Origin of the sequence: Agromyces sp. Leaf222 (assembly GCF_001421565.1) — a bacterium.
Taxonomy (GTDB): domain Bacteria; phylum Actinomycetota; class Actinomycetes; order Actinomycetales; family Microbacteriaceae; genus Agromyces.
Genome location: NZ_LMKQ01000001.1, coordinates 723,464 through 746,203, shown reverse-complemented (window position 1 = coordinate 746,203; position 22,740 = coordinate 723,464). Strand labels below are relative to the sequence as shown.

Sequence of the window (22,740 nt, the reverse complement as noted above, 5' to 3'; positions counted from 1 at the left end):
ATGAGGGAATGGCGGGCACGCACCGATCGAATGTCACGATGCAGGATGTCGCTCGGCGCGCAGCGGTCTCACCCCAGACCGTCTCCAATGTCGTGAACGGTCGGTCCGGTCGGGTGAGCGAAGACACTCGGCTCCGCGTCATCGAGTCCATCACCGCCCTTGGCTATCGCGTGAACCAATCGGCACGCTCCCTTCGCCGAGGGCGCACCGGCACCGTCGGGCTCGGCATTCCCACCCTCGACTCCGAGTACTACGGAGCCCTCGCCGAAGCGCTCAGCGACCGGTTCTTGGAGCGTGGATTGCGGCTCGTCATCGAGACCACCGGTGGCGCGGTCGGAGCCGAGATGCAGTCTCTCGCGTCGTCACGCCTGGATTCGTACGACGGCTTCGTCCTCGCTCTGGCGGCCGGCGACACGGACCACCTCGTGCAGATCGACACCGAGACGCCCGTCGTGCTCCTCGGTGAACGCGCGCTCTCCAGTCAATTCGACCACGTCGTGATGGACAACATCGCGGGCGGACGTCGCGCGACGGAGTTCCTGCTTCAGCGCGGTGCGCTCCGGATCGTCGCGCTCGGCGGAATCGGCTCCGACGAAGAGTCCATGCCGGCGCTCCGAACCCGTGGCTACCTCGACGCGCACGCGACGGTCGGCATTGACGTCGACAGAGCCCTGATCGTCCCCTCGACCTTCGGAATGGAGGCCGGCTACGAAGCCATCAGCCGCCTTCTCGAACAGGGTCGCGCTTTCGACGGGGTGTTCGCCATGACCGATTCAGTCGCCATCGGTGCACTCCGGGCGCTCGCGGATGCCGGGGTTCGAGTGCCCGACGACGTGCAGGTGGTCGGCTTCGACAACATGCGGGCCGGCCGTTACAGCGTGCCGAGGCTCACGACGATCGAGCCCGCGAACGAGGCACGCGCCGACGCCATCGTCGATCTGCTCATGAGCCGGATGACGCATCCGCGCGGTGATCTCGAACGCCGCGTCATCGTGCACCCCGCAACGCTCATCGAACGTGAATCCACGATCGGGCCCCGGCAGGGCACGAAGGCGAACTGACGGCGCTCGGCCGAACCGATCACCCGTCGTTCGCCGGGCCCTGCGGTCGGGCCCGGTGGGACCCGACCGCAGCCGCTGACGTCAGCAGGACTTTCCGGAGTATGGGACCTCCTTTTCGGTCGTGACCGTGCGACCGTTCATCTCAGCGCTGAGCACGATTGAGACGTTGCCGCCCGAGACCGTGGCTTGCCGCGTCGAGAACACCTGGAACCCCGACTTCCCCGATGCGATGTCGGCAAAGGACTTGGTTCCGTAGTCGGTGTCGATTCCGATGTCCACGGGCACGTCGTTCTCGTTGTCGATGCGCACCGCGAGTACGCCCTTCCCGGCAACGCAGCGAGTCTCGACCGAGACCGCCGAACTCAGCTCAGGGTCCTCGATGTCCGCGCACGACAAGCTCATCGTGAGCCAATCCGCGTGGTCGTAGGCATTCGTGTCGCCGCCGATATCCGCGGTGAGCCGAAGGCGGTCCACGCCGGTGACGTCGATGGTGAACGCTTCCTTCTGCTTGTAACGGATGACGCTGGAGTTGCTCCAGAGCGTCGACCCGTCCCCGGTCACCGAACCGCTGATGGACGGCTTGAGGGTCGTATTGCCGTTGTTGGTCTCATCGTCCACCCCGAGCGCGCCAGACAGGACGGTGCAGTTCCCGCCCAACCAGACGTCGACGGTCGAGACCGCGTTCGATCCGATTCCCTTCGGATAGACCGTTCCGTCGACCGTGAGCGGGTGGTCGTCCTGACTGAGGTCGCGGCGCGGGGTCCCGGTCCATCCGTTCGTCGTCGCGAGCCACGGGAGGTCGCTGAGATAGGTTTCGCCGGTTGGAGCACTCGGCGTGACCTTGACGACCACCGATGCCGGTTCCGAACCGCCTTCCCACACGATCTGCGCCGGCAAGGACACATCTCCGATGGTCGCGGTCGCGCCCGCCTCGATATCGACCGTCACGGTCGCCGAGCCACCGGCGGCAATCTCCGGAACGCTGACCGGTGATGCGGCGGTGACTCCGCCAGCGGTACCGATCTCCAGTCGCGAGCCGACGAGGGGCACCTCGAGGAGGTTGTGCACCGTGACGGGAACTGTCGTACTCCCGGATTGTTCGACTCGCCCTGAACCCGACGCGCCAACGACACCGGGGAGATGTTCGTCCATGCCCGCGGAGAGCCGGTACACGGCGGTTTCGTATGCGGGCAACGTCGCCGAGATCGCCGCAGCGGTGTTGTACAGGTCGGAGTGCGACCACACGTCGCGCACGACGTAGACGTCGTCCTGCGCCCCCAATGCGCCGAGAGAGGTCGAGACCGTGGCGCTCGAACCGGTCGTATTCAGGAGGGCTACCGCGAGGTCGCCGTCAGCGAGTTCGCGGGTCCACACTTGAAGACCGTCGCCGTTGCTGATCCGGCGTGCCTGCTCGCCCAGAGGGTCCTGGTCGATGTCGACCAACTCCTTGTTGGTGAGCAGAGCAACCTCGGCGTCGCTGAGCGCACCGATGTCCGTCCCGAGGAAGAGCGGTGCGGCGAGCATCGACCACATCGCCAGGTGGCTCTTGTTCTGGGCGTAGGTGAGCGACCCGTTGCTGAACTGGAGCATGTCGGGGTCGTTCCAGTGTCCCGGACCCGAGTACGGATGGAGTTCCGCCTGCCGGTCGATGATGCTCGTGATGGATCCCCAGTTGGGCGCGATGTCGCCGGTGGTTCGCCAGAGGTTGGCGATGGGTTCGGCCCACGTCCACGGAGCGCTGTCGCCGTATTCGGAGATCGCGTAGACGATGTCCCGGTCCACCTTGGCGAGCTCATCGCGCATCTTGGAGAAGGCCTGCTGCTTGGTCAGGTTGAGACTTCCGTCGGGGTAGCACCAGTCGTACTTCAGGTAGTCGACCCCCCAGGCCGCGAAGGTCTCGGCGTCGATCTGCTCGTGTCCATACGACCCGATGTTCGGCGTGTATCCGTTGTAAAGGTTCGCACAGGTCTTCGTCCCGGGGACACTGTAGATGCCGAACTTCAGCCCCTTCGAATGAACGTAGTCAGCGACCGGCTTGATACCGTTCGGGAAGCGGGTCGGGTCGACCTTCAGGACGCCGTTCGCATCGCGTCCGTTCTGGAAACAGTCATCGAGCACGACGTACTCGTATCCGACCTCTTGCAATCCCTTCTCGACGATCTCGTCCGCCACGTTCATGAGCGCGGCGGCCGTGAGACCGTTTCCCCCGTTGCAGTAGAACTGGTTCCAGCTGTTCCACCCCATCGGGGGCGTGTCCGCCAGGCCGTTGTCGAGCGCCTCGGCGGGTGCCGGTGGAGAGATCGCCAGGAGAGACCCGACGGTGACTGCAGCCGCGGCCACGATTCCGAGCAATCGGTGTCGCCAACCTGCTCTTCTTGTGGATCGTTCGAACATTGAACTACTCCCTCTCTTGACGAGATCGACCCCAGCTATCCTGCTGACCGTCACGCTGCGGAGGTCCTCTTGCGGACCCCACTCGGGCTTCTGGGCGCGACGGATCCCCGGACGGGCACGGCGGGGTCGAATTCGCCGCAACCGCTCGGGAGCCTGCTCTACTTGGAGGCCACCGAAGTGCCGCCCTCGGATGGACGGGCATCGCTCACAGTGCCGGCATCAAGCGCCGGTCGGCCGGTCGCGAATGGATGACGGGCGTGAGATGGATGACAAACCGATATCGACGGGCACGTCGTAGACGACACTGATCCTCCTTGATCAAGCCGAAGCGCGGGCGCCAACCCTCGCGTTGCACGGTAGATCGATAAACCGCGACTTCGCTCCGATGTTACCGTGAACAACTGGGCCGCCACAAGGGAACTCGCTCCCTGCGACACCGGCCTACCTCCCTGGGAGGCCAAGGAGCGCCGAGGGATTCCGAACGCCCGATAGTGTCGGGCTATGAGCGGCGTACTCCCATTGAGCCCCGACGAACTGCTGACGACGACCCGCTCAGTGCGGCGACGGCTCGACCTCGAACGACCCGTCCCAATCGACGTCGTCCGAGAAGCGCTCGAGGTCGCGCTTCAGGCGCCGACCGGGGGCAACGCCCAGACCTGGCACTGGATCGTCGTCACCGACCCGGAGAAGCGCCAGGCTATCGCCGGCCTGTACGCGCGATCGTTCGCGCGGTATCGCGCGTCGGGTGCCCGGACCCACGCCGACCCGACGCGCCAGGCAGTGCAACAGCGGGTTTCATCGAGCGCCGATTACCTCGCCGAGCACATGGGCGAGGTCCCGGTCCTGGTGATCGGCGCGATCTTCACGGGCGCCGAGGTGTTCGAGCCCGGAAGTCAGGCCGGCCTGTGGGGGTCGCTTCTCCCTGCCGCCTGGAGTCTGCAGCTCGCGCTGCGGGCACGGGGCCTCGGCAGCGCCTGGACGACCCTGCATCTCGCGTACGAGCGCGAGATCGCTGAGCTCCTCGGCATCCCGCCGACCGTGCGCCAAGGCGTGCTGCTGCCCGTCGCGTACACCGTTGGAACGGACTTCCGACCCGCCCATCGTGCGCCGCTGGACGACGTCCTGCACATCGACGGCTGGTGAGGGGGTCAGGGCGTCGATCTACAGCCGTCTCTTCAAACTGATCTCCACTCGAGCGATCGTCCGGAGATCCGGCCAGGAATCCCCGCGATCACCCGCCGGATCGTTCCTACATTCACTCCCCGGCCGGATCGTCGCAAGGGACGTCGGGCCACGAACTCGTGAGCTCCCGCGGACGCTCGCGCGGAGTTCTGCCCATCTCAGGGCTCCTCACAGCGATCCGGCGTACATCCCAGCATTTCCATGGATCAACTACCTCTCAAAGATCAAGGAGTTTGAACGGGATCAACTTGGATGTATCGCCGGATCAACTATCGTGACGGCTCACACCACGTGTGACCCATCTCGGTACTTGATCTGGCCGCGCGCTACTTGATCCATGAGCCATCTGCGCGACAGAGCACTTTGTCCGGCAGTGCTGTTCAAACTACTTGATCCCGTGCGGACGTGTCCGGCGAGAACCGGCCTAACCGGATGGGTCAGCTTAGGTTCTCCGCCCGCATCTCGATTGGGGAGGCCTAGGCTCGATTAATTCCGCCAGTGTCAACGTGCAAGTCCGCCGCGCAGATCGCACGGGTCTGGCTTCGCATATCGTGCAATTTCTCAAGTTACCTAGGGTCGAGCTCCGTCCGCGCCGAGTCGGAGCGCGCTTCGACGACCTAGACGCGACGTGCAGGACATTCTCGGTGGGACAGTTCCGGAACCTCCGCCACTAAGAAAGACAGGGCGTCCTCTCCGATCGAGGCTACTTACTCGGCATGTCGGCAGTAGCCGAGCGCCTGTTAGGCCATATGTTCCGGATCATGATTCCGTTTTACCGCCAAAATCGCCTGCGCCTGGCGGCTGGCCTTCTGAGCGGAATCGCAATCATTCTCGGCGCGCAGGCAGTCTGGCGATTCGATTGGTCCACCTTCCTCCCGGACCTTATCGTTGGTGGCTTCACGGGCCTCGCAGTTGGGTTCGTCCTCTGGCGAGTCGAGGTCGCTTCGGGCCGCCGTCAAGCTATCGCCGCGGTCGAGAGTGACTGGAATGTCATTCGAGAGCAACTGGCGCGCGCGGTCCGCCAAGGCTATGTATACAACCCCTCTTCACTGCGACTGGTGGGGTACGGGGTCGGCAAGATCCGGGAGAGGATCGAGGACAAGCCGCTCCAAGCGTGGAACGATGTCCTTCATTCCAGCCAGTTGGACGCGCTAATCGAATACTTGAACGCAGCTGACGAGTTCGACTTCTTCGCAGACGAGGCGGACGTCGCCCTGAATAGCGCATCACGCGGAATCGATTTTCTCGAGCCCGACGAGGAACGACACATGCCCCAGTCGGTAATACACCAGACAGCGCGGGGCTTCATCGATCTAGGACGCGATCCCACCGGGCCCGAGCTCGGCAATCTCGACGCTGAGGCGCTCTGGTCAATGCTGAGGAACGACGGCGTGACGCGCGCCGGTGAAGCATTTCGACGCGAGTGGCTGTTCATGCTGGGCAAGTGGCTGGATCTTTCCGAAGCGCTCAACGTTGATGTCGGGGATGTGGACGAGCCAATCTGATCCGCGAGTTCGAGGATCTAGCGGCGGTGCTTCCTCGGGACCGATCGCTTGCGGTCGCGTTGGATTGGCTCAAAACAACCCCTCTGCGAGCGCGAAGCGTGAGGGGTTCGTCGGCATGGTCGCGAACCTATACGCGTTCCGGACCAAGGATCCGAAGGTGATGAAGGCGACTGGCGATCCTGTCGGGCCGGACAACGATCGTATTCTCACTGAGATCACCGGGACGGTCGTGGCCGGCTGGGGCACGAATGCCGACCAAGACCGTGTGGCCCAAGTGGTCGCGCTCCTTCCCCCGCTCCACGCGCTCGGGGTCACCAAGTTCGGGCACCCGCAGCATCCGCTGTACGTGCCGGCTGACGCCCCGTTGCTCGGATGGAAGCCCCGAGGACAGGCGCCCTCGGTCTAGCGCCCGGCTGTACCTGAAGCCCGAAGCAGCCAGTAAGGCATTCTGTGGAGTGCAGCCCAGTGTTTCAGGACAGAATCGGTTCGGTGTCTAATCTCCAGCCAAGCCCCTATGTATAGAAAAGACAAACACGAGGAAGAGTCAATGGCTTCTGACGAATTCGATCCCACCACCGCGCCGGCCTACATTGAGGGCTCGGCAGGACCTCGCAGGAAACCGAAGTTGGTCGAAGAATTCGACCCGACCACCGCGCCGGCGTACATCCAAGGTGCAGAGACGGCCGCTGCCGCCCCGAAGACGCCCCAACCTGTCGACGACTTCGACCCGACCACTGCGCTGGCATACCGGCAAGGAGCCGCCGCCTACGCAGCCCGCTCAACGGTCCCCGAACCGACCGACAAGCGCGGCGCGTGGCATGTTTACCGTCCGGGCTACCTCGCCCTGTACGGGATCCCGTCAGCAATGATCATTCTGTGGATCCTCCTGAACTGGGGTTACGGCGTAGCGGTCATCCCCGGGCTCCTCGGCATCCTCTTCTTCGTCATGACCGGACGGCAGCTCTACCTGAAGGGGCAGCCGACCAGGCGGTAGTCGCCCTCTTTGCCAGCCATTCACTTGGCGCGCCGCACCGAGTCCGTCGCTTCTTTGTTCGACGGTTCGGTACACGAGCTGATCGAATCCCTCAACTATGGGACGCGTCATTAGGCTCGGGTCCTGTAGGCCTTCCTGCCGGTGGAGGACGTCCCACAGACCGTCTTCCGCTGCCGCGCGGACCTGGGCGACAGTCTCAGGGTGTAAATCGTGCATGACCGGGATGCTCAGAAGATCGTTGTTGCGCGGCTCATCAGGCAGCGTCACATCAAGACCTGAACCTTCTGAGAGCACCCTGTCGAACGCGTCACTTGTCATCGTGTGGATCTCGGTGCTCTCCGCCTGATCCGAGGTTGGATCTTGCGTCTTGAAGCTCGACTTGGAACGGTCGTACACTCGCCTCCCCGCATCGATGAGGGCTTTGAACAATGCAGCAATAAGGATCTTGAGGAGTGTGTCAGGCAATCCGACGGGCGTCAGTTGATCGAGCAGTTTCGTCCATTCGGACTCGTCATCGGTGTCTCGATTTTCTGCTGCGTCACAGCGATCTCTTCGAGCACATCCAGGTGCGGTAGCCGGCCCAGATTCGTCAAAGGCCGACGGAGGCACGCTGCCTGCGCCTCGTACGTGGCGTCCATCTCCAACACCGCGACCATGTTCAGGAAAGCGGCGTTCCTGGTTTGGATGTCCACGAGCGGTTTGATGAAAAGAGCTGACGAGCACTGCGACGGAGGTGGACGACCTTCAGCTCGGTCCAGACTGGATCTCGGAAACGATTCGCCGCCACTCGACCGGCAGCCCTGATTCTGCGGCGGCATCGCCAACGAGCGCCGCCTCCAGATCTCCGAACAGACCGGCAAGCTCGCCGCGAAAACGCGACGCAAGCGAACTGATCGCCGTCGCACGCCAGTACACATCATGCGAAGAAGGCGAAAAGGCAGCTCGAAGGACAATTCCGAGTAACTGCAACTCGGTGGTGGCAGATGGAAGGCGTGCCAGCGCGGCGGGGTCGTCCCTATGTTCGCGGACGTGACTGAGAACCACTTCGGCGAGGTCCTTCGGATCCACGTCACGCACCGGCGCGTCCTCGAACCCCGAGGGACTCGCAACGAGGTGCCATTTCAATGCTTCTCGAAGGATTCGGCGACGCGCGTCGCTGCGCTGCGCATCTCGGCCATCTGCCTCGCCAAATTCCGATGCCAGATTCAACAGCCGAGCGGACGCTATGCCGGGCCCAGCGCTCGGATCCTGCGCAATCCAGTACGCCTCGGACTCGCGATATCTCAAACGCTCGAGGGCAGTTGCCTCCGGTGTGGTCGCAAGCTCCTCGTAAATCCGCACAGCCTCGTGCGCTTTCCCGCCGACTCCCGTCCACCAGGCCAATCCGTTGAGACAGCCTCGGATCGACTCGTGGTCGTTTGGCAGCAGACGCCGTCGCTGCTCAAGCACATCTTCGAAAGCATGGACGGCGGCATCCACATCCCCGAGTTGGCCAAGCGCACGGGCTCGGTTTTGAAGAGCGTCCAGACGCGCTGTATTGCGATCGTTCTCATCGCTATCGCCAAGAGCCGCAAGTGCTTCCTCAAACACTCGTATGGCTTCACCCGGTCGATCAAGCTCAAGCAAGTTCCAGGCTGCGTCCAGTCGCAGCGCGACGCCTTCCGCTGAGTCGCTGCCGAGCATTCGGTCAGAAGCGCGGATAGCTGCGTCGAACGCGATTGCTGCTGCCTCACGGTCGCCGAGCTCAGCCGAGAGACGGATATGCTCGCGAAGCGCCCGCGACGTTCGCTCGTCATCGAGGCCAACTTCCAGAGCTCGCTCGACTACCAGTTGGCGATAGAGATCACGGCCACTCACCCAATCGCCGAACACGCTTCTAATGCGAGCACTGTTTTCGTGAGCGTCCACATCTCGCCGAAGCAACCCCAGAGGCTGACTCTCGTTAGTTCCCTGCCTGAGTCTCGATCCCTCGGCGATGACTTCTGTGAAGTCGAGGGCGTCGTCATCCTGGAAGAAAAGTCGCACACAAGGATCAACGAGGTCATACCAACTCCTGCGCCGGTCTGCGCCTTCGACAGGGGCAATAACCGAGACCCACCCAGCGCTGGAGAGCCGGCCGAGGGCTGTGGCGGCGGACTGATTGCTGGTGCCGATCCGCTCCGCAATTTGCGTGACAGTCTGAGGTCGACCAGACACCGCGAGCCGCGCAACAATCCTCCGCTCAGCTGGCGCCAGTGAACCCAGCCGCTCCCTGACGTACGTATCCATATGTGCTCGCCAGCTCGCCCGGGCGCGGCCGACAATTCGCGACATATCTCCTTCGCTGAGATGGGTGGCCATAAGCGAGCAAAAGCGTGCATTTCCCCGAATGATGGGATTGATTTGCCGCAGCGCGCCTTCAATCTCCAGTCGACGCTCATCGAAGGCGTCCCCGATCCAAGGGTCGCGGGCAGCGATCCGACCGATTAGCCGGATGGCGTCTTCGACTGGGAGCGGCGCAAGCCTGAGACACTCGATGCCTTCCTGCTGTTGGAGGCGCACCGCAGGACGAGCCGAACCGACCAACAGCACAGCGCTAACGCCAAGTCGACTCGGATCCCTGAAGAGGGCGAAGAAATCATGCATGTGGGAGTCCGGCAGATTCTCAAGCATCGCGTCAATGTTCTCGACCACAACAACAACACGAGCAGCCGGGCCTACATCCCGACCGTCAGCCCCAAGCTGAGCGCGAACGAGGTCCGCAATTTCGTCGAGATTTGAGGCCAGAATCGCTCTACTCGACAACTCGACCACGACGCCCTGATCGCGACCTCGCTCAACTGCATCGCTAACCACGCTGGTTGTGCCCGATCCGAACGTACCGAGCACCAAGGTGTTCCGAGGCGGCCCGCCGCGGAAGAACTGAGCCATGCGCTCAACTATCTCGAGCGAAGTCGCCCCTAAGTCAGACGAAACCAGCACGACTACCTCCACGGGAATCATACACCAATCTCGTCGTACATCTTGTGGCGACCGATTATCACGGCTAATCTGCTGTACAGCAGATTCGACGTATAAATCTGCTTGCTGCTCACGCGAACGAATTGAATCTAGGAGGACCGAAATGCAAACCATTGAAAGGTTGTCGCTGGCCACTCGAACAGCGTCGATCGTGATCGTGAGCTTCGCGCTCATTGCCCTGGGTGCGATTGCCCCCGCCCACGCTGCCAGCAACTTCAGGATCGCTTGGACGCACATCGGCATATATCCGCGGTCGGCGCCGTCCATGTCCGCAGCGAAAGTGGGTGGCGCGCTCCCGGACGGCGCATCGGTCAGCGTTGTCTGTGAAACAGCAGGCGCTTCGGTCACGAGCGACATCGGTACGAGCACGATCTGGGAGAGACTCGCTAACGGCACGTTCGTGCCGAACGTCTTCGTCGAGACCGGCGCCAACGGCTGGACGCCCGGCGTGGCACGGTGCGATGCCGCCCCACCCGGCCCCGCGCCATCGACGAGCAAGTACAACCGTGCGGGTGCTGTGACCGCGGCACGCGCGCATCACAAGGGCGAAGACGTTCCGCTGATCGCCGACTGCACGTACTTCGCCTCGCAGGCGTTGGTTGGCGGCGGCTTGTCTGTAACGACGAACTGGCAGGCCGGTGGCACGGACATCAACGACCAGGCCAGCCGGCCACTCTACCTGCTTCAGCGTTACGGCCCGACAAAGCGCTGGGCGAACGCCGACTACCTCAAGAACTACCTCGTGAACGAGCGGAAAGTCGCGACGATTGCCGAGGTTTCCCTGAGCTCGAAGAACCCCGGCGTCCAACTGGGAGACCTGATCATGTACGACTGGGAAGGAAAGCCGGACGGCATTCTTGACCACACAGCCGTCGTGACCGGATTCGGCAGCGACGGCACCGTCCTCGTGACACAACGCGAGCCCAGCCAAATCGATCGAAAGTGGAACTGGTCCCTCGCTGCGAGCAAGCCAATCTCGGAAGCCCGTCCGGGTGCCCGCGCATACGCAATCCGAATCACCTACTAGCTGCTCGACTCCGTGGCCCCTTCGCCCGCAGGGCGAAGGGGCCACGCGCGCTCCGCGACCTAATTCCCGGGGAACGATCCATTCTCGATTCCGCGCAGCGGGTGCGCTCGTGGTGTTTCCAATCCCAGTCCGCCATTAGCCCGCTCTCAGTGCTTTCGTGCAGCCTAACGCTAGGCATCTTCGCCGCGTTTGAGCTTCCAGATCGGCCAACTCTGCACCGCCCCCAGCTTCGTCGCTGCCATCTGACCGATGAGATAGTCGGCTTCATCGTCGTCGCCGAGGAGCAGCGCGCAAGCAAGCTCAGCTTCCTCCGACATTGGATCCAGCCGCCTCGACATCTGGCTTTTCAGGGCTCGAATCGACTTGCGGTCCGCAGGCGTCAGTTCATTCCTCCGCCAGAGGATCTGCCATTTGTTGATTAGATGTGCGGTCTTCTCCCCAACGTGACGGATGACCCATTCGTTCACCAGATCAGCGGCTCTCAGGAATTCATTGCGACGAAGTTCAGAAGCATCCGCAGCCAGAATCAATGCGAGTACGCGTTGATTTGCTAGCCCCATCGTCGGCTCCTGATCCGCAATTGCCTCATACGCGTCGAGGATTGAATCGAGGTGGAGGTTCAAGAGGATCGGGAGGTATTCCTCTTCGATAGTGTCGTAGGCCGTGACCGGAAAACCACTGTTCTCGTCATCGCCGTCGGCGCTCCAGCGAAACATGTGCGGCGCCTCGGGGTCGAATGGGTCGACATATCGCCACGTGTTCGGCTTGCTTCCAGGAACTGTCAGAATCATGAGAGCCCAGCGTCCGACATTGAGAACGCTTCGAGTGACTTCTCCGTTGTCGTTGTGTATCTCCTCTCCTCCCACGAAGGAGCGATGCAGGGCCTGAAGATTGATGATCTGCTCACTCTCGAGTTCGTCGAGGTCCACGAGACTACCGTCGACGCCAAGGCGCTCGAACAATTCGCGCAACTGCGAAAGGGACGCGAGGTGCCCGCGGAATTGGCCGATTTCCCGGCGCATATCGAGAGCCCGCTGCCCGAGCGGAGTGACCTCGCCGTTGATTTCTATCGCTCCACTTTCGACAAGGCCAATGAGGAATTCTGCGGCCTTGAGGCGAGCGGCAAAGTTGCTTTGAGCCACGAAACTCACGTTCCACATCCGCTTTTGATCGGTATCCCTCATAACGAGGGTGAGACACTCGCCGAGGCGAACCTCAACGGTCAATGCGTCGATTCGACGCACGGTGGCCTGTTCGAACGTCACACCGCCGGCCCCTATTCTTACGTCGAGCGTTTGCTCGGTGTATTGCTGGGGAATGATGTGAAGGACGCCCCCGAGCTGCACCGACATCCCGCCCTCGGTGGTCATCTCGAGCGCGTAATCGACCTCGCCTGGTGTGAGGACAATCGGTTCATCCAAGTTCAGGTCAGCTGCCGAGTACAACGTAAGGCTCTTCATCTGTTCGAAGAGGGCAGGCTCAAATCCCAATGACAGGCTCTGATTCTTCGTCTTGAGCGCGACGCCGACGATCCGCTCGATCTCGCGTGGATCGTTGCCGAGCTTCTTGAACGAAACCGAAATCGTCTTCTGATCGACCGGTATTTGGCCGAGATAGTGCTCAATGGTGAACGGCGAAAGGAGTGCGTAGTAGGGAGCACAGCGGCCTTCTTTGCTGACAGCGACATAGATGTACAGCACACCTGAGTCGCGCTGGAAGGCGAGCAAGTCCGTTCGGGAAATGCTGAACGTCGGGTCAAGGGGCTGTTTTCCGGAGCGGGTGCGACCTTTGACCTGCACGGTAACTCGGCCAATCCAATCCGTCTTCTTCTGGCCCGCCCCGTTATAGACGTCGATATGACCATCTGTGAACGGCGTCTTGTCGTTCGACGCAATGAACGGCTTCAGATGCGGGCAGCGCCCGACCATGCCTTGTATTTTGGCCACTGCCAGTGCTTCGACATCCACACCCTGCATCCTCGCAGCGCTCTCCGGCCGTTCCACGCTCGCCTCGCTGATACCCCATCCATCGGAACTCGCTCGTGTGGCTTCGCTATGCGGGACTCTCCTCGTTGCCCGGTCCAAGTACGCATTCCGAGACGCCACCGCCGATTTTCTCCGCCATCGCGGAGGCGATCTTGAGCCCTCCTTGATCTCGCGCGGCGGTGGCGCCTTCTCGTTCTCAGACGTGAGTGAACCGGGTCACTTATCGGCGCGAACGCAGTCGCGGCATCCTCAGCCCTTGGCGACGCGGTTGTCGCCGCTGCTCTGCCACTCGTGACTACGGCTGCACTGCCACCAAACGCGTTGGCGGAGCGAGCGACGACCACGGTGGGCTCGAGTTCATCGTTCTTGGTGGGGCGCCATTCGGCGGCGAGGTCGGGTCGTGCGGCGGCCAAGGTGTTGGTGGCGGAGCTCGCGCGGTTGAAGCAGACCCCTCATTCCGCGGGCGTTTGGGCTTCGCGGCGGTTTCGCTGGCACTCTCTGCAACCCGCGCTCTTGCTGACGCGGCGGTCTCCACTGGCACGGTACTCATGGCCCGTGGGGCAGAGCCACCAGACATTCTTCGCGGTGCCGGCGACGATGGCGTCTGGGGTGACGTCTCCGTTTCTGGTGGGGTGCCACTCGACGGCGAGATGTGGGTGGGTGGTGGCGAGGTCGTTGAAGCCTGGCCAGACACGTTTGTTCGAGCAGTAGGGGCATCCGGTTTGCTGGCGGACCCGGTTGTCGCCGCTGACTTGCCATTCGTGCTGGTGTTGGCAGATCCACCAGATGCGTTTGCTGGTGCCGGGTACGACGTCGGCAGGGGTGAGGGTGTTGTTCTTTGTCGGGTGCCATTGCGCGGCAAGGTCAGGGCGGGCGACGGCCATCGTGTTCGTCGTTGATCGTGCGCGGTTGGAGCAGTACCGGCATCCGACGCCTTTGACACGGGACGCGATTGCGCCGTCGTAGTCGTGGCCGTTGTCGCACCGCCACCAGACCTTCTTCTGCGAGCCAGGCATGACGTCGGCAGGGGTCAGTGTGCCGTTCTTGGTCGGGTGCCATATTGCGGCGATGTCGGGTCGCTTGGCCGCCAAGCTCGTACGTTCCGGGTCGACGTGCTGACCGGTGCAGTAATGGCATCCGCGACCTGCGGCACGGTTGGTGACGGCGGTTCGGTAGCTGTGCCCGTGTGCGCACCGCCACCACACTTGGCGTTCCGATCCGGCGACGACGTCCTGGGGCGTGAGATCGCCATTCTTCGATGCATCCCATTGGAGCACCAGGTGCCGATGGGTGTGTGCGAGCGAGTTGATGGCAGGGTCGACGCGTTGGTTGGCGCAGTAGCCGCAGCCGGTACCCGACGTGGTTCGGGTGTTCGGGGTGGCGTCGTAGGTGTGGCCGTCAGGGCAGAGCCACCAGCGTTTGATGCCGCTGCCGGGCAGCACCTGGTCTGGGTGGAGGTTGCCGTTTCGGGTTGGGTGCCATTGGGCGGCGAGGTTGGGGTACCGGTCATCGAGTGTGTTGAATCCGCTGAGCGGTAGGCGGTTGCTGCAATACGGGCAGCCGTCTGCCCCACCTGTGCCAGCCGCGCGGAGAATCGCGGGGGTTGATACGAAATCGTGGCCCCGTGCGCATCGGTACTCAACCTCGATGTCGGATCGGGCCGCGATCTGGTCGCGAGTTTCCGCGCGCGTCGAGGAGTGGAACTGTGTGTGATGCAGGTGCAGACCGCGTGGGTAGCTACTGGTACGGAGCGCGTCGGTCCGCTCCCCCGGTTCCGCCAGGGCTTGGCGGCGGCTCGGCAGGAACGTGTGCAGACCGGATGCTCCCCGCGGCTCGGCATCCGATGCGTCGGTCGTTTCGAGGAGCAACCAGACGCGGTCGGTGAGCACTGCATGCTCGGCGCCGACGGCCGCATCGAGGAGCCCGTCGAGAAGGCCATACAAATCAGCTGCATGTGTCGGCTGAGCGCCCAGGCAACGCCCGTACTCGACGATGCGGGCGGCAACCCGGATCGCGTACGCGAATCGTTCCGGGGCCCCGAGGACCTCGTCCTCGGCGCGACGCCACGCGTCAATGCAACCTTCGAGTTCTGCGAGCCGGTGGGCGTCGAGGTGTCCGCGTCGGATGAGCTTCCGGTAGGCGCGGTCAGCTTCGAGGACGTTGTCACCAACAGTGACCTGTGCGACCAGGTCTGCGTCTGGCCCAGTCCAGATTCGGTGCCGCGTGCACACGTGGCCTCGCCGATGCGGGTACACGGGGATGAGGGCGCCTTCGACGCACAGCTGGCATGCATACCGGGTTCGGTTTCCGGTATCGCATTGCGCGCACCGGCTCCCGTCCGCATGATGCGGCATTGCAGCGCGTTCGGCAGCGAAGTGTCCCTGCCGAAGCGAGCCTTTCCGTTCGGCGAGCAACTCGGAGACACTGCTGTGATCGGAGTCCCCGAGCTGCCTGCTGAGCTGACCAATGAGGTATCCCCATTCGAGGGTTCCGACGTGGTTGGCGGCGCAGAGCCTCACGGTGTAGCTGTCGGAGGTCTCGCCTCGATGGGGACGGACCCGGACAGGGAACGGCCGGCCGAGGTCAGGCAGCATCGCGAATCTTCTTCTGCCTCTTGGCTCCGACCTTGGCCTCCAGTTCGACGACCCGGGCAATCTCTCGTTCCGTGGTGAGGTCGAGCCTGATCCCAGCGATGACATCCGGGGTGATCGTCTCGTTCTCTGGGTCGTCGGCGTCGATGAGATCCATCGCGGCGGTGGTGAGCAGGCTCGCGAGTGCGCTGATCGACCCCCTAGTGAGGTTCCAGAGGAGCTCGGCGTGCGGGAACAGCGCACGCGGCGGGTGAGCGAGTAGGCACAAGTTGGTCTCGAACGCGTAGATGGCACCGAGCCACACCTTCCGTTCTTCGTCGGTCGCCCAACCCAGGCGGCCCAGGCTCACCGTCTTCGATCGCGAGGCGAACTGTTCGCCGAGGGTCCCGGTCGTGATGATGGTCTTATCGAGGTCGATACCCACGAGCATGGGTACGGCGCGGATGCCGTTGGTGAGGTCCTTGATCGCCTGCGCGGTCTCGAAGCTGCCCTGTGTGAGCTTGGCCAGGTTCTGCATCTCGTCGATGACGAGCAGGCTCGTCCGGCCTCGGTTGAGGTGGTAGACCACGGCTTGCGTTCGTTCCTCGAGCGTCATGCGGGGTGGGACGGGATGCCCGAAGAACCCGAGGATTCGGCCCATGAGTGCTTTGGCCGTCGAACCGGGCGGAACCTCGATGTAGACGACGGGCGTGTGGTCGAGCGATCGCCATTCCGGGTACTCCGCTTCATGGCGATGCAGGGCGCTTCGCATTGCTTGGAGTGACGCAGTGGTCTTACCCATGGTCGGGGGGCCGGTGAGGATCAGTCCTCCGCGCCCGACCGGGCGGCGTGCGATACGGAGAGCGCGTTCGAGGAGACGGCCAAGTTCCTGCAGCGGTGGGGTCTTGACCACCTTTCCGTGGATGATGAAGTCGATTCGGTCGTCGTTGAACTCGAGCCGCTGGTCTTCGGTCATCGTCAAGTACTCGGCGAGGCTCGCTTCAGGCTTTCCGGGGCGTTCTTCGGTGAGGAGCGCGAGCAACGTTTCGCGGCGGTCGAAGTGTCCGTAGCCGTGCTCGTCGTCGCGGTCGGTGGGCTCGTTCATGTTGGTGCTCTTTCGTTCAGGTGATGGGCTACTGCGGGTCAGAATGTGTCGAGCTCGGTGAAGTCGTCGTCCGCCCAGTCGGGTTCGGTCGGGGCCGGCGACGTGGTGTTCAGCCCGTGCTCGTGGATGGTTTCGCGGAGCTGATTGAGTTGGTCGAGGTCTCGCTGAGCCGAAACGGCATGTGCGTCCTTCACGGCGGCGATCGTGATGTCGTCTGCTTCGTCGTCGGTGAATCCACCGCGTTGAAGGGTGAGCTGGTGCGCTTTCCGCATGGTCGCTGCCAGGTGAGGTCGCGAGAGCCCGTCCGCTTCCTTCCACTCGCAGGTGATCCAGTCGTCTTCGAGTTCGGGTCTGACCCAGATCTGCTGCAGGTTGTTGGGGTCGAAGTGGACGTCGTACAGGAGGGCACGGCCGCGGTCATCGCGGTGGCTGCGATGCGGTCCGAGGTGCACGGAGTCGTACATTCGGCTGCGGAACTCGATGCCATCGGTCTGAATGGTTCGGCGCTCCCGGGGAAGGAGTTCGACATAGTCCTCCTCGACGAGCGCGACGGGGATGTAGCCGGTCAGGTCGAGCAGGGCCGAGTACATGGTGTTCGGCGTGTGCTTGATGTGCGGCGCTCGGGGATCGACGAGCCCGTCGTGGCGGCGGTTCTGCCACACAACTCCGACCCATCGATCGAAGAGCTCATTGAGGGTGTCGAGATCAAAGAGGTCCCCCTCTCCTTCGGGGGCAGTACCGCGGAACTCCGTCCGCCCGCCGGAGTAGCCAGGGAGGAACTGTGAGAACTTCGTACGGATCGTGCCGAACATCCGCTCGACCTGGGCCTTGTCGGTGGGGGTTCCCGGGGCCGACTCCGTGAGCGAGATTCCGTACCGTGCGCACGCTGACCGGAACACGTCGGAGACGAAGTCTGCACCGTTGTCGGTGATGATCCGCTGAGGCACGATGTACGGACGTCGGACGTCGTACTCGAGGCGCTGCTCCGCGGTGAGGTACCGGCTCCACTCGAGTTCTGGGAGATCGTGCTCGCTGTAGTACTCAGTACCGGGTCTGAGCGGCTTCGGCACCAGGCAGCGCGCGAGAAGCACGGCATGGTCGTGACCTGTGGCTGCTCCCAGTCGGATGCTTGAAGCGATGATCGAGCGGGTGGCCTTGTCGATCATGATGGTCAGCGTTGGTCGTTCAACCCCGCCAGATGTGCGGACGAAGACGTCGAGCTTGGTTGAGTCGACCTGAACTTCTTGACCCGGCGCGGTCGCCAGGCGCGCACTGAACGCACGCTTTGGAACATTGCTGATGCTCTGCCTCTGCACCGCACTGCCGAGCACCTTCCGACCTCCATCGAGGATGTTCACATACCTGCGGATCGTTGCGACCGACGGCAGCTCAACACCCGCTCCGGGGTGGTCGACCATGAGGCGCTCCGCGAGCTCCGCCCGGACTTTCGTCAGCGTCGACGTCGACTTGTCGATTGACTCCGCCAAGATCGCCGCGAGGCACTCGACGACACGTTCGTCGGCTCGTCCGAGCGCCGGCTCGGACCGCAAGCCACGACGGTCGACAAGGCCTGCTGGCCCGGACTGCTTGTACCGTTTGAGTTTCCGCTTGAGTGTCGCGATCTCGATGTCGATGCCTTCACGGTGCAGTTCGAGCAGCTTCGCCTCAAGGCGCCAGGTCATCGGCTGTGAGAGGTCGTACTCAGCCCGTGGGGCGGAGCCGACCGCTGGGGTGGCGTCGATGAGTTCCTGGAGATGAGGCACAAGGCGTCGACCGAACTCGTCGAGCTTGTCCACGAGTACAGCGATCGTTGGTTCCGGCGCTGCGTTTTCGACCGAGCCTTCCTGCACTGACCTCGGGATCCGACGGGCGAGCTCGAGGTGGTCGATGATGAGGTACTCGTCCGATAGCTCCCCTCTGAGCTTGAAGAACCCTCCCCCGTACTCGACGACCCGGTACTCGCCGCCGTCGAGTTCGATGGTCGATCCGATTCGCAGTTGCGTCATGTTGGGGATCATCGTGATGCTCCTTTCCAGAGCTGTGTTCGATCAGTGAAGGGGGTCGTGAGATCAAGCCCGATCTGGCGACGCCACATGAGGTGGTACACCGCCGGCAGGTGCTCTCCGGGGCGATCGCTGCGAAGCGCCTCCCGGAGGCTTCCGAATGTCGGTCGACGGGCCGCTGCCATGAGCAGCTTCGCTTCGAGTTCGTCGGTCGGGCGATATCGCGGGTGACGGTAGCCAGCGATGAACTCGAAGTTGGCCTGATGGACCGGGTCCATCTCGGTCAGCAGCTCGTACCGCCATCCGATGCGTTCGAGCAGAGTTCGGGTGTTCTCGAACGTGACCTTGTCTGCTTCCGTGGTGGTGCTTGTTGGGTGCACGTCGATCACCGTGCGCCGCTGGTCCGCGTGGACCACCAGAAAGTCCGGATAGTGGCTTCGGCCATCAGCGAAGGTGATGAGAAACGGCTGCGGGTAGACGGCGCGGACCTCGTGGAGATGGTCGATGAGCATGAGCCCCAGGTACTCGGTAAGCGACTCGTGCCAGATCGATGCCCCCATGCCCGCGAACCAGTAACTGCCGTGGTAGTTGCTCTGACCTGGAAACTTTCGCGGCAGTCTGGCGAAGTCGAGTGCCTGGTCCGCGAACATCCTCGCTGCGCGATCGATCGGAGCGCTGTGCGCTTCCCCGTCCGCCCGCCAGTGCAGCTCGTCCCGGCCGTCCTGGAGGGCGAGTTTCTTCGTAATTGGTTTCTTCGGTCTCATCGATTGCCCCCATGGGCGGCGTTGATGCCACGCGCATCACGTTCGGCGAATAGAGTGCCTAATGGCCCAAAGCCGAGCCAATAGCCCGGTGCCCGCTAGTGTTTTGCGGTGACCAACCCGCGCTTTCGGCCCAATGAATTCGCCATCCGGCCCGAGCTGTTCGGACTGGTCGAAGACATCCAATGGCGGACCACAAAGCCATCCGACGAGATCGAGTTCGATGCGTCTGTCCTGCAGCATCAGATCTCCTGGCACGTTCGAGAACTCATGGCCAGGCGCATGATTCGCACGACGAAGGCGCTCGCCACTGAGATTGGCGTGAAGCCCGACCGGCTGCAGCGATTGCTCGCAGGGCACGTCCTCATGCGTCTCGAGGACATCGCCCGGTTCCGGCTCGCCTTTGGAATTGAGTTCGACCGGTCGATGGTTCGCAAACGCGGCACCGTTCCATCGCCACGTCTGCCTCTGCCAGCTCAGGGGAAACGGAGCGGGCGGTGAACTGATGCGGGCGATACAGCGAATCGGTCGTTGATCGTCGCACACGACGCGCGACATTCTCGGATTGTATTACGCAGCTATCGGGATCGCAAGGATTCGCCAGCGTCGCGAACAGGACTCCGTGAATCGATCGGCGATAACTTTATCGCCGCGCTCGGAGCGGCGATAACTTTATCAACCACACTCGGCGGACAAGAGCGATTCGACGACCCGGCACCCTTGCGGGCAAGCTAACTGCGTATTATATTGCGCACTATTAGGGGGGTGGCAATGAGATGTTGCACTTCGATGGACCTGTTGGGTTGATCGGGTACGTCAAGAGTTCCGCGGATCTCCTGCGGACCACAAAGCTGCTCGCAGACCACGACGCACGAAACCTCGTACTCGTGGGGCAAGTCGCTGGCGGGTTCCCGCCCGCCGGCGCGAGCATGGCCGCGACCGCACGACAACTTCAGGCTCTGCACTCAAGGTTGCTCATCATCAGTGAGCCCCGGGATGCCGATTCTGCGCAAGGGACCACGGCCTCTGACGAGTTCCCCGCCGACCCCGAAGGAGTCCGCTGGGCCGTACCGGACACGATCGGCTACCTGTCCACAGGATTCAGCAGTCGATTCTCAAGCGGTCGCACCTTTGGTGTGGCCGGATCCGCTCCTCACAAGGAAGACCTTGACCACGCAGTGACCGGCCCCGCCGACGCGAGCCCGTCACAGAAGACCTCGTCCGTCTCGAGTAGATCGCTGGACGTGCTGTTCATCGCCGGTATGTCACCTGATGGCGCACCGACTCAGTCAATGACACTCAGTACCCCTCGGCTAACAATCTCCAGGGGCGATGCACTCGTCGCAGACGCGATCGGGTACGAAGTCGGCGAGGCCGGATACATCACTCGAACAGTGCGCCTCGGCCCGGCCTACGGCTCGACTCCGAGCGTCGCGATACTTGACCCTGAAACTCTCGACGTGGTGACGGTCGAGGCTGATGGCCGCACACGCGAGCTTCCATCGCCAGTGATCGACCTCGACGACGTGTCCGACGGTCGATGGGAGGTCTTGACGGCTCACTCCACGCACATCATCGATCTTGATCGAGGGCTCTGGACGCGTGTCCCTGGGCCACGGGCCAATCCATTTCCAGGGCTCGGGGAGCGCATCCGCACATTCCAGTCATTCCGGCTCGGCGAGCACGGGTTCATCACCCTGTACGCGGACGACTTCCTCATCGACTACTACTGGGCTGCGACGACGTGCATTCGCCACATCCGAAGAACGAATGATGATGATGACTGACGAATACCTCATCGAGGTGGATGTCGAGCGGGAGGGCGTCTGGACGGTTCGCACCGAGAGCGGCAGCAGCTACCAGTTCACGGTCGCCGCGGAGCGTACGATGATGCGCCGACAGCCCGCTGTCTTCACCCGATATCTCGAACGCCGCTCCCTCCACGCGGACGGCACAGAAATCACGTGCGTCATCGCCAGCCTCAAGCTCGGCCACGACGGAGTGGTGTTCTTCCGTCGTGACGAGAACGCGCCATTGACCACTCGCAAGACGACGAAGATCGAGGAGATCTTCTGGGCGCAGTTCGACCCGGACTTCGAGGAAGGCACACGCCACGATTGGTGGGGCGGCGTCCGCCTCGACGCGTTCCTTGCCGGCCTCGATGACACTCTCCTCGTGAGCGAAGCAATCGCGGCAGACGTCACCGCCGGCGAGCTCCATCAACGATTCATTCGGGCCCACCGCCGAGGCCTTTGGACCTACGAGGATCGCTTCGTCCAGGACGCCTTTCTCCCTGGCTATCTCGTTCCTGGCATCTTTACCCAGACGACCTACTGGGTCGACATATTCGGTCGCATCCGCAAGATCGCAGATCCGACGTTCACGATGGCAGACATACTCACTGCAACCTCCCAAATCCACCGAGCCGCCCCGACCTTGCTAGAGAAGGCCGACAAGTTCGGCTACCCCCGTGCCGCCGGCCAGTCCGCGACAGCTTGGCTTCGGGAGATGCCCGTCATGCGAGCCCTTCGTGAGGCTCTGGTCCGTTGACAGACTCTGGGATGAGAGCGCGCCTGAACGATGTGGTGGATCGACTCCCTCCGGCTCCAGACCGATGATCATCTCGAAAGCCAGCTGGACTCCGATGGCGACCACAAGGTGAAGCTCGCGCCGCGGGAAGGCCCAACGATGTACCGTTGCGAACAGCCTCCAAGCGCGCTCCTCTGGGTGCGATCCACTCCCGTCTTCCGAGCCCTGACACTCGAGGCGGCCAGGCGCCGTGGTCGATCAAAAGGCGGGCGATGCCGGATCTAGAGATCGATCTGCCAGATAATGATGCTCGTTGGCTTGCAGAACGGGCAGCCGAGCTCGGGGCTGACGTCGGTGACGTGATCTCGCTCCTCATCGCAAGCATGCGCGACGCTCAACGAGCGGGATCGGAAGGAATCCCAGCCGACGAATTCGCGAAGCTCCTGAGACTCCCGCCGGATCAGACGCTCAGCGTTGACACGCAACTCCCGGGTGAACCAAACGTGTCGCCTGATCAGTGACCTGACGCCCTGGTCCACGTTCCATGTGTCCGTAGCCGCACGACGTGATGAGATGCGCAGTCGGCAACCGCAGCGACTGCGACTTGGCTCGACGAGGCACCAG

The 22,740-nt window shown here is 62.8% G+C and carries 18 protein-coding genes and 1 pseudogene; 9 read left to right on the top strand and 10 right to left on the bottom strand.

Features of this window, described 5'->3' with window-relative positions; translation table 11 throughout:
- Window positions 1-8: 8 nt before the first annotated feature.
- Window positions 9-1,061 (top strand): LacI family DNA-binding transcriptional regulator, encoded by a 1,053-nt coding sequence (locus ASE68_RS03245; RefSeq protein ID WP_055855129.1) that lies wholly within the window; start codon window positions 9-11, stop codon window positions 1,059-1,061.
- A gap of 81 nt (window positions 1,062-1,142) precedes the next feature.
- On the opposite strand, the gene ASE68_RS03240 is transcribed toward ASE68_RS03245, so the two are convergent.
- The gene (locus ASE68_RS03240) at window positions 1,143-3,455 is read right to left on the bottom strand and encodes an NPCBM/NEW2 domain-containing protein (RefSeq protein ID WP_082461940.1); all 2,313 of its coding nucleotides are present in this window, start codon (window positions 3,453-3,455) and stop codon (window positions 1,143-1,145) included.
- Window positions 3,456-3,974: 519 nt separating this feature from the next.
- Between ASE68_RS03240 and ASE68_RS03235 the strand changes: the two genes are divergently transcribed.
- The 4 genes from ASE68_RS03235 (at window position 3,975) to ASE68_RS03220 (ending at window position 7,136) form a co-directional block, all read left to right on the top strand.
- Window positions 3,975-4,598 (top strand): nitroreductase family protein, encoded by a 624-nt coding sequence (locus ASE68_RS03235; RefSeq protein ID WP_235480746.1) that lies wholly within the window; start codon window positions 3,975-3,977, stop codon window positions 4,596-4,598.
- 755 nt (window positions 4,599-5,353) lie between these two features.
- Entirely contained in the window at window positions 5,354-6,142 is a 789-nt protein-coding gene (locus ASE68_RS03230; RefSeq protein WP_055855125.1) for a hypothetical protein, read from the top strand.
- Window positions 6,114-6,548 carry a DUF1643 domain-containing protein gene (locus tag ASE68_RS20410; RefSeq protein WP_082461939.1) on the top strand — a complete coding sequence of 145 codons (435 nt, stop codon included), beginning with the start codon at window positions 6,114-6,116 and terminating at the stop codon, window positions 6,546-6,548. The genes ASE68_RS03230 and ASE68_RS20410 overlap by 29 nt, the downstream gene beginning before the upstream one ends.
- A 141-nt stretch (window positions 6,549-6,689) precedes the next feature.
- Window positions 6,690-7,136, top strand: coding sequence for a hypothetical protein (locus tag ASE68_RS03220; protein WP_055855122.1), 447 nt, complete (start codon window positions 6,690-6,692; stop codon window positions 7,134-7,136).
- Between the two features lie 476 nt (window positions 7,137-7,612).
- Here ASE68_RS03220 and ASE68_RS03215 read toward each other — a convergent pair whose 3' ends face one another.
- Together ASE68_RS03215 and ASE68_RS20110 are read right to left on the bottom strand one after the other, a co-directional pair.
- Window positions 7,613-7,828 (bottom strand): hypothetical protein, encoded by a 216-nt coding sequence (locus ASE68_RS03215; protein WP_055855120.1) that lies wholly within the window; start codon window positions 7,826-7,828, stop codon window positions 7,613-7,615.
- 52 nt (window positions 7,829-7,880) lie between these two features.
- Window positions 7,881-10,046, bottom strand: a complete 2,166-nt coding sequence (locus ASE68_RS20110) for a tetratricopeptide repeat protein (RefSeq protein WP_157421525.1) — start codon at window positions 10,044-10,046, stop codon at window positions 7,881-7,883.
- A gap of 193 nt (window positions 10,047-10,239) precedes the next feature.
- Here ASE68_RS20110 and ASE68_RS03200 point away from each other — a divergent pair, with 193 nt between their 5' ends.
- Window positions 10,240-11,163 (top strand): amidase domain-containing protein, encoded by a 924-nt coding sequence (locus ASE68_RS03200; RefSeq protein WP_055855115.1) that lies wholly within the window; start codon window positions 10,240-10,242, stop codon window positions 11,161-11,163.
- Window positions 11,164-11,333: 170 nt separating this feature from the next.
- Here the strand turns inward: ASE68_RS03200 and ASE68_RS03195 are convergent, their stop codons facing one another.
- The 6 genes and pseudogenes from ASE68_RS03195 to ASE68_RS03180 form a co-directional block, all read right to left on the bottom strand.
- Complete coding sequence (locus tag ASE68_RS03195; protein ID WP_157421524.1) at window positions 11,334-13,130, bottom strand: hypothetical protein; 1,797 nt, start codon at window positions 13,128-13,130, stop codon at window positions 11,334-11,336.
- Between the two features lie 267 nt (window positions 13,131-13,397).
- Window positions 13,398-13,469: pseudogene (locus ASE68_RS20875) on the bottom strand (zinc-ribbon domain-containing protein); the annotation flags it as partial.
- A gap of 131 nt (window positions 13,470-13,600) precedes the next feature.
- Complete coding sequence (locus tag ASE68_RS19750) at window positions 13,601-15,742, bottom strand: zinc-ribbon domain-containing protein (protein ID WP_162238239.1); 2,142 nt, start codon at window positions 15,740-15,742, stop codon at window positions 13,601-13,603.
- Entirely contained in the window at window positions 15,732-16,823 is a 1,092-nt protein-coding gene (locus ASE68_RS03190; RefSeq protein WP_055855111.1) for a TniB family NTP-binding protein, read from the bottom strand. The genes ASE68_RS19750 and ASE68_RS03190 overlap by 11 nt, the downstream gene beginning before the upstream one ends.
- 38 nt (window positions 16,824-16,861) lie before the next feature.
- Window positions 16,862-18,841 (bottom strand): Mu transposase C-terminal domain-containing protein, encoded by a 1,980-nt coding sequence (locus ASE68_RS03185; protein WP_055855110.1) that lies wholly within the window; start codon window positions 18,839-18,841, stop codon window positions 16,862-16,864.
- Window positions 18,838-19,590: a TnsA-like heteromeric transposase endonuclease subunit gene (locus ASE68_RS03180; RefSeq protein WP_082461932.1), complete on the bottom strand. Its 753-nt coding sequence runs from the start codon at window positions 19,588-19,590 to the stop codon at window positions 18,838-18,840. Before ASE68_RS03180 ends, ASE68_RS03185 begins: the two co-directional genes overlap by 4 nt.
- A gap of 108 nt (window positions 19,591-19,698) precedes the next feature.
- On the opposite strand from ASE68_RS03180, the gene ASE68_RS03175 reads away from it, so the two are divergent.
- The 3 genes from ASE68_RS03175 to ASE68_RS03165 all read left to right on the top strand — a co-directional run bounded on the left by ASE68_RS03175 (window position 19,699) and on the right by ASE68_RS03165 (window position 22,137).
- Complete coding sequence (locus tag ASE68_RS03175) at window positions 19,699-20,088, top strand: hypothetical protein (protein WP_055855106.1); 390 nt, start codon at window positions 19,699-19,701, stop codon at window positions 20,086-20,088.
- A gap of 428 nt (window positions 20,089-20,516) precedes the next feature.
- Window positions 20,517-21,374, top strand: a complete 858-nt coding sequence (locus ASE68_RS20100) for a hypothetical protein (protein ID WP_157421523.1) — start codon at window positions 20,517-20,519, stop codon at window positions 21,372-21,374.
- Window positions 21,367-22,137 (top strand): hypothetical protein, encoded by a 771-nt coding sequence (locus ASE68_RS03165; RefSeq protein ID WP_157421522.1) that lies wholly within the window; start codon window positions 21,367-21,369, stop codon window positions 22,135-22,137. Before ASE68_RS20100 ends, ASE68_RS03165 begins: the two co-directional genes overlap by 8 nt.
- A gap of 260 nt (window positions 22,138-22,397) precedes the next feature.
- Here the strand turns inward: ASE68_RS03165 and ASE68_RS03160 are convergent, their stop codons facing one another.
- Window positions 22,398-22,655, bottom strand: a complete 258-nt coding sequence (locus tag ASE68_RS03160) for a hypothetical protein (RefSeq protein WP_055855100.1) — start codon at window positions 22,653-22,655, stop codon at window positions 22,398-22,400.
- Window positions 22,656-22,740 lie beyond the last annotated feature (85 nt).

Coding starts and splice junctions, on each gene's coding strand:
- ASE68_RS03245 (WP_055855129.1), top strand. CDS start 9: ATGGCGGGCACGCACCGATCGAATGTCACGATGCAGGATGTCGCTCGG.
- ASE68_RS03240 (WP_082461940.1), bottom strand. CDS start 3,455: ATGTTCGAACGATCCACAAGAAGAGCAGGTTGGCGACACCGATTGCTC.
- ASE68_RS03230 (WP_055855125.1), top strand. CDS start 5,354: ATGTCGGCAGTAGCCGAGCGCCTGTTAGGCCATATGTTCCGGATCATG.
- ASE68_RS20410 (WP_082461939.1), top strand. CDS start 6,114: ATGTCGGGGATGTGGACGAGCCAATCTGATCCGCGAGTTCGAGGATCT.
- ASE68_RS03220 (WP_055855122.1), top strand. CDS start 6,690: ATGGCTTCTGACGAATTCGATCCCACCACCGCGCCGGCCTACATTGAG.
- ASE68_RS20110 (WP_157421525.1), bottom strand. CDS start 10,046: ATGGCTCAGTTCTTCCGCGGCGGGCCGCCTCGGAACACCTTGGTGCTC.
- ASE68_RS03200 (WP_055855115.1), top strand. CDS start 10,240: ATGCAAACCATTGAAAGGTTGTCGCTGGCCACTCGAACAGCGTCGATC.
- ASE68_RS19750 (WP_162238239.1), bottom strand. CDS start 15,742: ATGCTGCCTGACCTCGGCCGGCCGTTCCCTGTCCGGGTCCGTCCCCAT.
- ASE68_RS03190 (WP_055855111.1), bottom strand. CDS start 16,823: ATGAACGAGCCCACCGACCGCGACGACGAGCACGGCTACGGACACTTC.
- ASE68_RS03185 (WP_055855110.1), bottom strand. CDS start 18,841: ATGATCCCCAACATGACGCAACTGCGAATCGGATCGACCATCGAACTC.
- ASE68_RS03180 (WP_082461932.1), bottom strand. CDS start 19,590: ATGAGACCGAAGAAACCAATTACGAAGAAACTCGCCCTCCAGGACGGC.
- ASE68_RS20100 (WP_157421523.1), top strand. CDS start 20,517: ATGGCCGCGACCGCACGACAACTTCAGGCTCTGCACTCAAGGTTGCTC.
- ASE68_RS03165 (WP_157421522.1), top strand. CDS start 21,367: ATGACTGACGAATACCTCATCGAGGTGGATGTCGAGCGGGAGGGCGTC.